Origin of the sequence: Pontibacter ramchanderi (genome assembly GCF_002846395.1) — a bacterium.
Classification (GTDB): Bacteria; Bacteroidota; Bacteroidia; order Cytophagales; family Hymenobacteraceae; genus Pontibacter; species Pontibacter ramchanderi.
Genome location: NZ_PJMU01000002.1, coordinates 841004 through 853560 on the forward strand (window position 1 = coordinate 841004; position 12557 = coordinate 853560).

At 53.3% G+C, this 12557-nt stretch carries 10 protein-coding genes; 4 read left to right on the forward strand and 6 right to left on the reverse strand.

From position 1 onward, the window contains the following. Positions 1–35: 35 nt before the first annotated feature. On the forward strand, positions 36–2930 hold the full coding sequence (uvrA, locus tag BD749_RS10685) for an excinuclease ABC subunit UvrA (protein WP_101444322.1): 2895 nt from the start codon (positions 36–38) through the stop codon (positions 2928–2930). Positions 2931–2987: 57 nt separating this feature from the next. On the opposite strand, the gene BD749_RS10690 is transcribed toward uvrA, so the two are convergent. Continuing rightward, positions 2988–3560 carry a DUF4142 domain-containing protein gene (locus tag BD749_RS10690; RefSeq protein WP_101444323.1) on the reverse strand — a complete coding sequence of 191 codons (573 nt, stop codon included), beginning with the start codon at positions 3558–3560 and terminating at the stop codon, positions 2988–2990. A gap of 100 nt (positions 3561–3660) precedes the next feature. Further along, positions 3661–4242 carry a DUF4142 domain-containing protein gene (locus tag BD749_RS10695; RefSeq protein ID WP_245869044.1) on the reverse strand — a complete coding sequence of 194 codons (582 nt, stop codon included), beginning with the start codon at positions 4240–4242 and terminating at the stop codon, positions 3661–3663. Between the two features lie 288 nt (positions 4243–4530). On the opposite strand from BD749_RS10695, the gene BD749_RS10700 reads away from it, so the two are divergent. Next, a complete protein-coding gene (locus BD749_RS10700) occupies positions 4531–5172 on the forward strand; it encodes an ABC transporter ATP-binding protein (protein ID WP_245869047.1) in 642 nt (213 codons plus the stop codon). Here BD749_RS10700 and BD749_RS10705 read toward each other — a convergent pair whose 3' ends face one another. From BD749_RS10705 to rpoN, 4 genes are all read right to left on the reverse strand, one after another. Beyond that, entirely contained in the window at positions 5173–5898 is a 726-nt protein-coding gene (locus BD749_RS10705; RefSeq protein ID WP_101444325.1) for a TapB family protein, read from the reverse strand. 179 nt (positions 5899–6077) lie between these two features. After that, on the reverse strand, positions 6078–6860 hold the full coding sequence (locus BD749_RS10710; protein WP_101444326.1) for an enoyl-CoA hydratase-related protein: 783 nt from the start codon (positions 6858–6860) through the stop codon (positions 6078–6080). A gap of 66 nt (positions 6861–6926) precedes the next feature. Next, on the reverse strand, positions 6927–7496 hold the full coding sequence (locus BD749_RS10715) for a hypothetical protein (RefSeq protein ID WP_245869050.1): 570 nt from the start codon (positions 7494–7496) through the stop codon (positions 6927–6929). Positions 7497–7767: 271 nt separating this feature from the next. After that, entirely contained in the window at positions 7768–9216 is a 1449-nt protein-coding gene (gene rpoN / locus BD749_RS10720) for an RNA polymerase factor sigma-54 (protein ID WP_101444328.1), read from the reverse strand. 287 nt (positions 9217–9503) lie between these two features. Between rpoN and asnS the strand changes: the two genes are divergently transcribed. Then, on the forward strand, positions 9504–10943 hold the full coding sequence (gene asnS, locus BD749_RS10725; RefSeq protein ID WP_101444329.1) for an asparagine--tRNA ligase: 1440 nt from the start codon (positions 9504–9506) through the stop codon (positions 10941–10943). A gap of 117 nt (positions 10944–11060) precedes the next feature. Continuing rightward, positions 11061–12548: a hypothetical protein gene (locus BD749_RS10730; RefSeq protein WP_101444330.1), complete on the forward strand. Its 1488-nt coding sequence runs from the start codon at positions 11061–11063 to the stop codon at positions 12546–12548. The last annotated feature ends 9 nt before the right edge of the window (positions 12549–12557 follow it).

Below are 12557 nucleotides of genomic sequence, written 5' to 3' on the forward strand. Positions count from 1 at the left end.
TTGTACCTTTGCTATTTAAAATCAAGCATTCCTGAATGGCTTTTAACCAAGCGCAAGACACAGCAGCCGGCACCGACACTGCCTTTTCGCAAAACGGCGAGACACAGCAGATCGAAGTTTACGGTGCCCGCGAACATAACCTCAAAAACATTTCCATTAAGCTGCCGCGCTACAAGCTGGTGGTCTTTACCGGCATCAGTGGCTCGGGCAAGTCCTCGCTAGCTTTCGACACGATCTATGCCGAGGGGCAGCGCCGCTACATGGAAACCTTCTCGGCCTACGCCCGCTCTTTTATGGGCGGACTCGAGCGCCCCGACGTGGACAAGATCGAAGGCCTCTCGCCGGTGATCTCCATTGAGCAGAAGACCACGAGCCGCAACCCGCGCTCCACGGTAGGCACCATCACCGAGATCTACGACTTTATGCGTCTGCTCTGGGCCCGTACGGCCGAGGCGTATAGCTATGTGACCGGCGAGAAAATGGTGCGCCAGAGCGACGACCAGATCGTGAACCACATCCTGGAAAACTTCGCTGGCAAGCGCATCATCGTACTCGCCCCGGTGGTGAAGGGCCGTAAAGGCCACTACCGCGAGCTCTTCCAGCAGATCCGCAAGATGGGCTTTATCCGCGCCCGCGTGGATGGCGAATTGCTCGAGATCGATCCGAAAATGCAGGTGGACCGGTATAAGATCCACGACATTGAGATCGTGATCGACAAGATTGTGGTGAAGGAAGAGGACCGCTTCCGGCTGTCGGGTTCGATCCAGAACGCGCTCACGCACGGCAAAGGCACAGCGCTGATTTTGGATGTGGATGCTGACAAGACACACTTCTTCTCGCGCCACCTCATGGACCCGGCCACCGGCATCGCCTACGATGATCCGGCACCAAACTCCTTCTCGTTCAACTCCCCTTACGGCGCCTGCCCGGTGTGTAACGGTTTGGGTGAGATACAGGAGATTACGGAAGAGTCGGTTATACCTGACAAAAGCCTGAGCATCCGCCGTGGCGGCATCGCCCCATTGGGTGAGTATCGTGACATCTGGATCTTTAAACAGATTGAAGCGCTGTTCAAGCACTTTAAGGTATCGGTTTCCACGCCCCTCAAAGATCTGCCGGAGGACGTGCTGAAGGTACTGCTCTATGGCCTGGACGAAGACCTGGAGGTAAACACAAAAAAGGGCAACTATGTAGTGGAGTTTGAGGGGATCGTCAACTTCCTGAAAAGCCAAATGGAATCGGACTCCGATAATATCCGCTCCTGGGTAGAGGACTTTGCCCAGACCACGACCTGCCCGGAATGTCACGGCTATCGACTCAAGAAGGAATCGCTGCACTTTAAGATCGACAACACCAACATCGGCGAGCTCTCGGTGCTCGACATCAACAAACTGGCCGCCTGGTTTGAAGGTGTGGAAGAGCGCATGAGCGAGCGCCAGAACGTGATTGCCCGTGAGCTGCTGAAAGAAATACGCAAGCGCATCGGCTTTTTGCTGGACGTGGGCCTGGACTACCTGAGCCTGCACCGCCCTGTGAAGACACTCTCCGGCGGGGAGAGCCAGCGTATACGCCTGGCCACGCAGATCGGTACGCAGCTGGTAGGCGTGCTCTACATCATGGACGAGCCGAGCATCGGGCTTCACCAGCGCGACAACGAGCGCCTCATCAAAGCCCTGCAGGACTTGCGCGACCTCGGCAACTCCATTATTGTGGTAGAGCACGACAAGGACATGATCTTGCAGGCCGACTACGTGGTGGACATTGGGCCGGGCGCAGGTATACACGGTGGACAGGTGGTAACCGCCGGCACACCGGAAGACATGATGAACGCTGGCACCACCACCGCTGACTTCCTGAGCAACCGCCGGGGTATAGCGGTGCCCCGTGTGAAGCGCCCGGGCACTGGCGAAGTGCTGAAATTAAAAGGAGCCACCGGCCACAACCTAAAGAACGTAACGTTGGAACTGCCGCTCGGCAAGATGGTGTGCGTAACGGGTGTATCGGGCAGTGGCAAGTCCTCGCTTATACACGACACGCTCTACCCGATCCTGAACACGCATTTCTTTAGGGCCAAGCGCGATCCGTTGCCTTACAAAACCATCGAAGGATTGGAGCATATCGACAAAGTGATCGAGGTGGACCAATCGCCGATCGGTCGTACGCCGCGCTCCAACCCGGCAACCTATACCGGCGTGTTCACCGACATCCGCACGCTTTTTGCGCAGTTGCCTGAAGCCAAGATCAGAGGGTATACGCCGGGCCGTTTCTCATTCAACGTGAAAGGCGGTCGTTGCGAGGCGTGCGAAGGAGCAGGTATGCGTACCATCGAGATGAACTTCCTACCGGACGTATACGTGCCCTGTGAGGTCTGCAAAGGCAAGCGCTACAACCGCGAAACGCTGGAAGTACGCTTCAAGGGCAAGAGCATCACCGACGTGCTGGACATGACCGTGGAGCAGGCTGTGGAGTTCTTTGAAAGCCAGCCACGCATCCTGCGCAAGATCCAGACGCTGAACGAAGTGGGCTTAGGCTACATTACCCTCGGCCAGCAGGCTACGACCCTATCGGGTGGTGAGGCGCAGCGCGTGAAACTGGCCACGGAGCTATCGAAGAAAGACACCGGCAAGACACTTTACATTCTGGATGAGCCGACCACGGGTCTGCACTTCCAGGACATCGAGCACCTGAGCGAAGTATTGCACAAGCTGACCGACAAAGGCAACTCGGTGCTCATCATCGAGCATAACCTGGACCTGATTAAGATCGCCGACTGGATCATCGACATCGGGCCGGAAGGCGGCGAAGGAGGCGGCACCATTGTAGCGGCCGGTACGCCGGAGGATATTGTGAAAAAAGGCAAAGGCTATACCGCCCGCTTCCTGAAAGAGGAACTGAAAACGAGCCACTACCGCGAAAACGGACAAAGCTAATAGGTATAGCATCTAATAAAGAAGGCCGTTGCTAAGGTATAGCAACGGCCTTCTTTATTAGATGCTTCCAAGTCTGTCTTCCAGCGCCTCGACCTTTTGCAGGTGCTGCCGGAGGAGCGGGAGCTGCTTGGAGGCGAATTGCTTCACTTCCATTACTTTGGCATTCTCTGCCATGTCCTCGTAACGGTTCAGGAGGCGATCGTGCTCTTCGCGGATGCGTTTGATGTAGGCCAGGTCAAAGCCTATACCTGTCTGGCCGCTCACGTCGTCGTATACCTTCTGGTGCGCGCTGCCCAGTTCGGTGGGCACTACAAACTCGCCTTGCACGGCCGTGCTCTGCAGGTCGTCCATCAAGCGCCGGTGGCCCTGGCCCATCTCCTGCGCCATCTCCTTTACTTCAGGACTAACCGCTTTTTCCAGTGCCAGTTCGCTGAGCTGCACCTGCAGCATGTTGGCACTGGTCGCCTCGGCTATGAACAGGGCATCGTTTTTCATGCCCTGCATGCCCATGGCCTCAAACTGCTCTACGCTTTGGGCGGCGGCCTGTTCAATACTGTCGTTGGCGCCACAGCTGGCCATGCTCAGCAAAAGCACTGCACTGGCAAGGTATAGGGTAATTTTTCGGATCATACACATGGGTTTAAAATGAGAGCATCTGCAACCAGAAGCGGTGCAGATGCTCAAGATAATCAGTTTTTGGGAAACGCCCGAAGTTTGGGTTTACCGCTCATTATTTCAGGCCGTCTTTGATCTGCTGGGCACGCTTGTGGTGCTCGCGCAGCTTAGGAAGCGTTTTGGTGGCAAAGGCCTTCACTTCGGCATCATTGTAGTCGTTGTCTTCCGCCACATCTTCGAACAGGCTGATGTCGCTGTCGTGGGCGCTCACCATTTTGTCCATATAATCTTTGTCAAAGTCGGCGCCTTTTTTCTCGCGTAGGTCACGCACGTGGCCCATGTGCTCGTTGCTCATGCTGTCGGGCAGCGTTATGTTTTTGCTGAGGGCCAGGTCGCTCATCTCTTTGCTGGCCGCGGTGTGGTCCTTCACCATCATGGCGGCAAACTCCTTCACCTGCGGATTTGTGGCACGCTCCTGCGCCAGTTTGCTTGCTTCCAGCTCCATCATGCTGCTGCTGGCCGCCTTGGTCATGAATTCAGCCTGATCGTCGCGTTCCTCTTCCATGGCAGTGTCTTCAAAACGCTGCTCTGTAGCGTCCTGTGCTTGCTCCACGCTGTCATTGCCGGAGCCGCCGCAGGCCATTGTGCCAAATAGAAAGGCACAGGCCATTAGTCCTGTTGTTGCAATTCTTTTCATAGTGTTATTTCTAGTTTATAGTAAAATAGTTTGAACAAATTGGTATACGCCCCTGAAGCGTTGGAGTTATATCAGATGCCCCTAATATAAAGACTGCATTGGGTTTAAACCGGAACAGGATATGCAAACACGATACAGAAGTACGGTCATCTACAACTATCTCAGGCATAAAACGATATACACCAAAACAGATAGATCACTCCCCTTAAGCCATACCTTATGACACAACGCTTCGCTTTTCGCTCCAGGCCAGTTTTGTTATTAAGCTGTTGTTTACTGATGTGCGCCATGGCTCATGCGCAGGTAACCGAAGAAGAGCGGGAAGACAAAATGATCATGACGAACATAGACCGTGACCATGACAAGATACTCAAGGTCCATCCGCTGCACTACGGTGAGGTGTTTGTTTCGTACGAACGGGTGCGCGCGCCTAACATCAGCAACGAGTTTGGCCTGAGTTATCTCTATAAGGTACATTTGAAGGACGACAGCTGGTTTACGGAAGCAAGAGACGTGATGGGCATCGGTATCCGTATGAGCCAGCGCTACTACACCTCCAGGAAGAAATCACCTCCTTTCGGGTTCTTTCACGGGCCTATGTTCAGCTACCGTTTCGTTGTGTTCGAGCGCAACGTGTTTGACCTGCCGGACCTGCCGCCCAGCGACCCTGACTTCAGGTATGTGGGCCGGCTTTATCAGAATGCCCTCGATTTGAGCTACCACCTGGGCTACCAGATCCAACTGGGGCGCCACTTCACTACGGAGCTTTTAGGTGGGCTGGGCGGCCGCGTTAAAATTGCCAATGCCACCAACGGCGGCGACCTGATTAAGGAGAACATCATCGGGCATGTGGTGCATTCCGATGAGGGCGCCGTGATTGCCGTGGTTCCCTCTCCGCAGCTAAACTTCTCAATCGGTTATTCTTTCTGATTATTTGTTGATCTTGTTGAGCACGCTGTAGGCCATCAGTTTGCCGTTGCGGTAAGTCTCTGACTTCACCCAACCGGTGCCGGGCACAAACCACTCCACGGTCTGCATGCGGGCACCTGGCATCTTCATACCCATGGCCCGGGTCTGCACCTCCATGTCCTGGTTTATCTTGAAGCCCTCATAGGTACCGGCCGGCACTTCCAGGCGCTCTTTGTCACCTACTGTGCGGCCTGTCACCAGCATAGTGATGGTGCTCATGTTCTGGCCGCTGCCTTTGTCTATCACATTAATGGTGAAGGTGCCGTCTTTGAGTTGCTGCCCGGGGCTGAGGGAGGCCGGGTAATCCATGTGATCGCCTTCCATTCTGACTTCCATGTTCTTGTAGGCCTCCATCATGTCGGGGTTCATGAGCGAGCGCATGTCTACCCAGATCGATCCGTTTTCGCAGCCCACCTGGTAGCTGCCCTCGTTGGCCATCTTCCCTTTCTCGTCATACAACTGGGTATGTACCGTTGCCTCCGTTTTGTTCCCATCGCGGCGCACATCGGTTACTTTGTAGATCACCCGCCCTGTCAGTTTGTTGCGCTGGTTGTAGTTCAGGATTTCGTACTGGGCGTTCTTGGTCAGGAGCAGGTAACCGTTGCAGTCCTGGGCTGAGCCGCTCACTGGCACAGAGAGCAGACCCCAAAGTAGCAGCATGGTAGTAAGCAAGTAACGGTTCTTCATAACTTCAAGGCATTTTGTTTATCAGACTATACCTTAAAGTTAGCTAGTTGTGTTATTAAAACCCTGGTTATGTTCACATTGCAAGTAAACCACACCTTTACATAAGCCAGCTTACCTTAACATCAGGTATAAAAAAAGCCGGGAACTGGGCCCGGCTGTGTAGGTATAGGCATGGCAGCTTAAGCGCCTTTGAACTGTGGTTTTCGCTTCTCGTTAAAGGCGGTTACCCCTTCTTTGTAATCCTCTGAATTACCGGCTATTTTCTGGCAATGCGCTTCGTAGTCCAGCATCTCGTCGAGGGTGGAGCTGAACGACTTGTTAAGCATTTTCTTCATCAGGCCAATGGCTTTGGTTGGTGCTACGGCATAGCGCGCGGCCAGCTCGGCTACGGCAGCGTCCAGCTCTTCCGGTGCTACCACCTTGTTCACCATACCCAGTTGCAGGGCTTCCTCGGCGCTTACTTTGGATCCCAGTGTGCTCAGTTCAAAAGCCTTGAGCGAGCCTACCACACGTGGCAAAAAGAAAGAGGAACCGGAGTCGAGCACCAGGCCCACGTTCACAAACACCTCGATCATGCTGGCAGCCGCGGAAGCGACGATCAGATCGCAGGCCAGGGCCAGGGAGCAACCGGCACCGGCGGCCACGCCGTTCAGTTTGCAGATGATGGGCTTGGGGAGGCTGCGCATGGCCCGGATGATCGGGTTGTAGCGTTTCTCGAGCGACTCCGACAAATCGCGCTTATCGGCACTGGCAATGGCTTTGAGGTCCTGGCCTGAGCAGAAGGCTTTGCCGGCACCTGTCAGAATCACCACGCGCACGCTCTCATCGCGGGTCACCTGCTTCAGGGCGTCCTGCAGCTCGTAGCTCTGCTTGTCGTTAAAGGCATTGAAAACATCGGGTCTGTTGAGGGTGATGGTTGCGATGCCACCCTGCACCTCATATAGCAAGCACTCGTAGTTCATGTCGTTCGTTTGTTTTTAGTAGAGACAACCAAAGGTATAGATAATCACCCTGAAGAGCAAAAGCGGCTACAGCGCCACAGTACCTGCCAGCAGCACCAGCAGAAGGCCTGTCAGAAAGCCGGTATACGCCTGCGCCGGCGTATGCGCATGTAGCTCCAGCCTCGCCGACAACACAGCGCCAGACACCAGTATCAGGAGCACGATAGGTATAAGCAGGCCCGACCCGGGCATTAGTTTGTTCATCAGCATAAGCACTCCTAAGGCTCCTCCCAGCCCAATGCCGTGCGCGCTGATCTTCCAGAAGAATGACACCAGCCACGCCACTAAGACAGATGCCGTAATCACGCCCATGACAAAGTAAAAGATCTGATCAAAGACAGACTCTGTGTAAAACAGGTAAGTCGTGACGGCGTAGCAAAGGGCCGTGAATAAGAGCGGTCTGCTGCGCTGCTCCCGCCGGTCTATTTCATAGGAGTCGATGAAGCCGGTTTTGAACATAGCGAAAGCTCCCAGCCCGGGCACCATAAACGTGGTGAAAAAGATCATGCCCAGCACGATCCAGCGGCTTTGCAGCGGAAGCGAGATAGCAGAGACCGGCAAGAAATAAAGGATGATGGCAAACAGATACGTCGGCATCAGCAGGGGGTGAAACGCAACGGACAAAAAGCGGGCAAGGGAGCGGTTCAAGAGGGAGACAGTGATTGAGTGATTGAGTGAGTTTAAGAGTTTGGGAAGTTGAAAAGCAAAAGTTAAAAAGTCTGGAAGTTAAATTGTAGCGGCATTACACCGTAATATCGGGTGGGGCCAGTAATCGTTCCCCAATTCCCCTCTTGGGAGGGGCAGGGGTGGGTTTATCGTGCTCCGGCAATCGAACACCCAACAATTTAACCATCAACAATTCAACAATTTACAACTCCTTCCGCAGGCGGGCCACCGGTATGTTGAGTTGCTCGCGATACTTGGCCACGGTGCGGCGCGCAATGTTGTAGCCTTTCTCGTTGAGCATCTTTTCGATCTTCTCGTCCGAAAGGGGCTTGCGCTTGTTCTCTTTGTCGATGATTTCTTTGAGAATGTGCTTCACCTCGCGGCTGCTGGCGTCCTCACCAGAGTCGGTGGCGATCCCTTCGGAGAAAAAGTACTTGAGCGGGTAGATGCCGAACTCCGTCTGCACGGCCTTGCTGTTGGCCACGCGACTCACGGTACTGATATCCATGCCAATGTCCTCGGCGATGTCTTTCAGGATCATCGGCCGCAGCTTGCTCTCGTCGCCTTCCAGAAAGAACTCGTGCTGGTACTTGATGATGGACTCCATGGTGCGAAGCAGCGTGTTCTGACGCTGGCGTATGGCATCGATGAACCATTTGGCGGCGTCGAGCTTCTGCTTTACAAAAGCCACCGTCTCCTTCAGCTTCTTGTCTTTCTTATCCGACTTGTCGTAGGCGTCGAACATGTCGGCGTAAGAGCGGCTGATACGCAGGTCCGGGGCGTTGCGGGAGTTAAGAGAGAGCTGCAGCTGCCCGTTTTCGTTCGTTAAAATGAAGTCCGGTATGATGTACTGCACCCGCGTGGTACCGGCCCCGCTGCCTCCTGGCTTGGGGTTGAGCTTGATGATCACGTCGATGGCTTTTTTCAGCTCCTCTTCCGTTACGCCAAACTTGCTCTGTATTTTCTGGTAATGCTTTTTGGTGAATTCCTCGAACGTTTCTTTGATGATGCGCTCGGCCAGGAGTGTGGTTTCGTCCTGTTCGCGGCGCTCGAGCTGCAGCAGCAGGCACTCAGGCAGGTCGCGGGCGGCTATACCTGCCGGGTCGAAGGTCTGGATCATGTGCAGCACCTGCTCGATCTCCTCCTCGGTCGTCATCACGTTTTGTGAGAAAGCCAGGTCGTTTGCAATGGAGCTCAGCTCACGGCGGATGTACCCGTCGCTGTCGATGCTGCCGATAAGCTGCATGCCAATGGTATACTGCTTGTCGTCAAGCTCCAGGAAGCCGAGCTGGTCCATGAGGTTATCGGTGAGCGAAGAGGTCATGGCGATCGGCATTTCGCGGTCTTCCTCATCGCCGCCGCGGTCGCCCTGCATCTTGTAGCCGCTTATCTCATCATCGTTCAGGTAGTCGTTGATGTCGACTTCGTCTTTTCCGTAATCGTCGTCGCTGTCGTAGTCGTCTCCGCTGTCAGAGTCGCTGTACTCGCTTTCGGGTTCCTCACGGCCTTCTTCCAGAGCAGGGTTTATCTCCATTTCCTCTTTTATGCGCGCTTCGAGCTCAACAGTAGGTATCTGCAGCAGCTTGATAAATTGTATCTGCTGCGGCGATAACTTCTGGGATAAGAGTTGTCTTAAATCGAGTCGCTGCATAGTAAGAAAAATGGGTGCTGGTGCCTGTTAGTGCACGTTCAAATTTAGGATAATTTTACTTGCATTTACAAAAAAGGTTAAAATATCGTTACTTTGAGGGATTATTGGAAAAGGGGCTGCACCCGGACACCAACCATGGCTCAACTGCCTGCTACAGGACTTTCCCTAAGCGGTTTAACGTTGCCGACATACAAGTGTCTGTGCATCTTTTTCTGTATTTTCCGAAGGACAGAAAATTATACCCTCCCCCATAATTTGTTCAGACACATTACGCTACTAGAAATAACATGCAACGCACGAAAGTAAAAGAACTGTTGACTGGTGCCGAAGTAGGCAAAGAGGTATTATTGAAAGGCTGGGTGCGCACCAAGCGCGGCAATAAGTTTGTGAATTTCATCGCCGTAAACGATGGCTCTACCATACAGAACCTGCAGGTAGTGGCCGATGCCGAGAAGTTCGGCGATGAAGCGTTGAAGGACGTCACTACTGGTGCGGCTGTTTCCATCACCGGAGAACTCGTGGCTTCACAGGGCAAAGGACAAGCGTTTGAGGTAATAGCCAACACCATCGAAGTGCTGGGCAAAGCCGATCCGGAGACTTACCCGCTGCAGAAAAAAGCTCACTCGCTGGAGTTTTTGCGTGAGATCGCGCACCTGCGTTTCCGCACCAATACCTTTGGCGCCGTGTTCCGCGTGCGCAACACGCTGGCCTTTGCCGTGCACAAGTTCTTCAACGAGAAAGGCTTCGTGTACATGCACACGCCAATCATCACGGCATCGGACGCCGAGGGCGCGGGCGAGATGTTCCATGTCACCAACTTCGACCTCGACAACCTGCCACGTACCGAAGACGGCAAGATCAACTACGAAGAGGACTTCTTTGGCAAGGCGACCAACCTGACGGTATCTGGTCAGCTGGAAGGCGAGCTGGCCGCCATGGCTTTTAGCGACATCTATACCTTCGGACCGACCTTCCGTGCTGAGAACTCCAACACGGCCCGCCACCTGGCTGAGTTCTGGATGATCGAGCCGGAGATGGCCTTCTACGACCTGAAAATGAACGCCGACCTGGCCGAGGAGTTCATCAAATACATCATCCGCTACGCACTGGAGCATAACCGCGAGGACATCGAGTTCCTGGGTCAGCGCCTGGTGGAGGAAGACAAAGCCAAGCCGCAGAACGAGCGCCAGGAAATGACCCTGCTCGAGAAGCTGGAGTTCGTGGTAAGCAACAATTTTGAACGTGTAACCTATACTGAGGCGGTGGAAATCCTGATGAACTCGCCTGCTTACAAGAAGAAGAAGTTCCAGTACGAGGTTTCGTGGGGCATCGACCTGCAGAGCGAGCACGAGCGTTACCTGGTGGAGAAGCACTTTAAGAAACCGGTGATCGTAACCGACTACCCGAAAGACATCAAGGCGTTCTACATGCGCCTCAACGACGACGGCAAAACCGTGGCGGCCATGGACATCCTGGCACCAGGTATAGGCGAGATCGTGGGTGGTTCGCAGCGTGAGGAGCGTATGGAGATACTGGTGGAGCGCATGAAGAGCGTAGGTATACACGAAGAGGACCTGTGGTGGTACCTGGATACCCGCCGTTTTGGTGGCTGTCCGCACGCTGGCTTCGGTCTGGGCTTCGAGCGCATGGTGCAGTTCGTAACCGGTATGGGCAACATCCGCGACGTAATCCCTTTCCCAAGAACCCCGAAAAACGCAGAGTTTTAACACAGGTCATACCTGTGAGATCAGAGAGCCCGGCTATACCTTAGCCGGGCTTTTTTGTTGCTTTTATACCTGAAACTAAATTTTACCTTATCTTAAAGGCTAGAACCCATTTCGCTTATGAAACAACTTTACTCCTTCCTTTACGCGGCACTGCTATGCCCTCTGTTTGCCATTGCTCAAACCGACTTCAGCACCTTCGATGCACCCGTTAGGATAGTCGATGAAATTATACCTGCTGTCTCTTCTGATGGAGATCTCTGTCTTTACTCATATCGCAGCGGATCCGCTTTTTTCTCTACCGTAAACGCCTCAGGTCAGCATATCGCCACTATCGAACACCCCATTACCTTCAAAGCCGCACCTGAAATAGCAGGTGCACTGCCACTGCCAGACCAGTTCGTTTTTTTCAGAAGGGAAATTTTAGAAGATGTAGAACTATTGCAGCCAGTCTCTATTGATAAAGCTACTGGTACTATAGAAGTGTTGCCAGAGATTAAGCTAGCACTTGATCCTGCAAGCACCTTTTTACAGGCTTTTGACTCCGATGGTAAGTTTTACGCTCTTTACTTCAGCAAGAAAACGAATAATCTGCAGGTGTGCGTTTTTAGGAATGCACAGGAACATGTGGTGAAGAGAATCCCGCTTACGCTGTCCAAAATGGATAAACGCCTATTCTCTGGCAGCGCACCATTGTTTGTAGACGAGCAGTTGCCCGTTCCGATAGCCACGGCCAGCAATCACAAAAAGATCTACCTCCGGGGCGAAAAGATGCTGCTGATCCTGGATGGCTTCGGGGCCTCTTCTCCAAATGACAAACACAAAATCACGACAGACATAGTAGAACTTGACTTAGCCGCTCAAACGGCCCATTATTCGCAGCTACCATTCATCAATAATACCAGACCGGTCGACATGAACTCCATTCTTCACAATAATACATTGTTCCGGTACCAAATGTCAAACAAATCCATTAGTCTGTCAGCCTACGAGCTACCTACCTTGCAACTGAAAAGACAGTACACTTACGAACTGCACGACCCTGTGACGCTGAAAGCAACACCCGTGTTCAGAAACGGCGGGAAAAACAAGTATCCGTATGATACGGCAACAATAGAGCCTACCAGCAAAGTGCTGCGCAAAATGACCACTGGCAATGCCTTTGTGCTTGTAGAAGAATCTGCTACTAATACTTTGCAGTTGTCGCTCGGCGCCTACCAAACCGGGATATCGGGCTCTGGCGGTGCAATGCCTAGTGGTATACCGCTTGTGACCGCTTTTGGAGCTGCTGCCCTTCCAGCTGTGATAGCACTGAGTGCTTACCGTATCCATGCGAGCTATAACCCTAGTCTAGCTACTACACACTTCAAAACCAGCCTTGAAAAACAAACCCTCGGACTGGCTGACATACGCCCTGCACAGGGACTGTGGGACGAGGCCGACAAGTACAGCGCTTTGCTCGAAGAGCAGGAAACAGCTCTGGGAGGTGTGATTGTATACCCTTATCAGCAAGACCAGTTACACTATGTGGTATTGGACAGGGCAACAAAGAAGTTCAGGATCGTAACGCTTAAGTCTCCGCAAATCGGCATGAACCCAAGCAATTAGTAGCTACTT

Excerpts from the sequence above, each read along its gene's own strand:
- BD749_RS10715 (WP_245869050.1), bottom strand. The coding sequence starts at position 7,496 with ATGCCGACGTATCTGTTTGCCATCATCCTTTATTTCTTGCCGGTCTCT.
- asnS (WP_101444329.1), top strand. The coding sequence starts at position 9,504 with ATGCAACGCACGAAAGTAAAAGAACTGTTGACTGGTGCCGAAGTAGGC.
- BD749_RS10690 (WP_101444323.1), bottom strand. The coding sequence starts at position 3,560 with ATGATCCGAAAAATTACCCTATACCTTGCCAGTGCAGTGCTTTTGCTG.
- BD749_RS10700 (WP_245869047.1), top strand. The coding sequence starts at position 4,531 with ATGGCTCATGCGCAGGTAACCGAAGAAGAGCGGGAAGACAAAATGATC.
- BD749_RS10730 (WP_101444330.1), top strand. The coding sequence starts at position 11,061 with ATGAAACAACTTTACTCCTTCCTTTACGCGGCACTGCTATGCCCTCTG.
- BD749_RS10695 (WP_245869044.1), bottom strand. The coding sequence starts at position 4,242 with ATGAAAAGAATTGCAACAACAGGACTAATGGCCTGTGCCTTTCTATTT.
- BD749_RS10705 (WP_101444325.1), bottom strand. The coding sequence starts at position 5,898 with ATGAAGAACCGTTACTTGCTTACTACCATGCTGCTACTTTGGGGTCTG.
- BD749_RS10710 (WP_101444326.1), bottom strand. The coding sequence starts at position 6,860 with ATGAACTACGAGTGCTTGCTATATGAGGTGCAGGGTGGCATCGCAACC.
- rpoN (WP_101444328.1), bottom strand. The coding sequence starts at position 9,216 with ATGCAGCGACTCGATTTAAGACAACTCTTATCCCAGAAGTTATCGCCG.
- uvrA (WP_101444322.1), top strand. The coding sequence starts at position 36 with ATGGCTTTTAACCAAGCGCAAGACACAGCAGCCGGCACCGACACTGCC.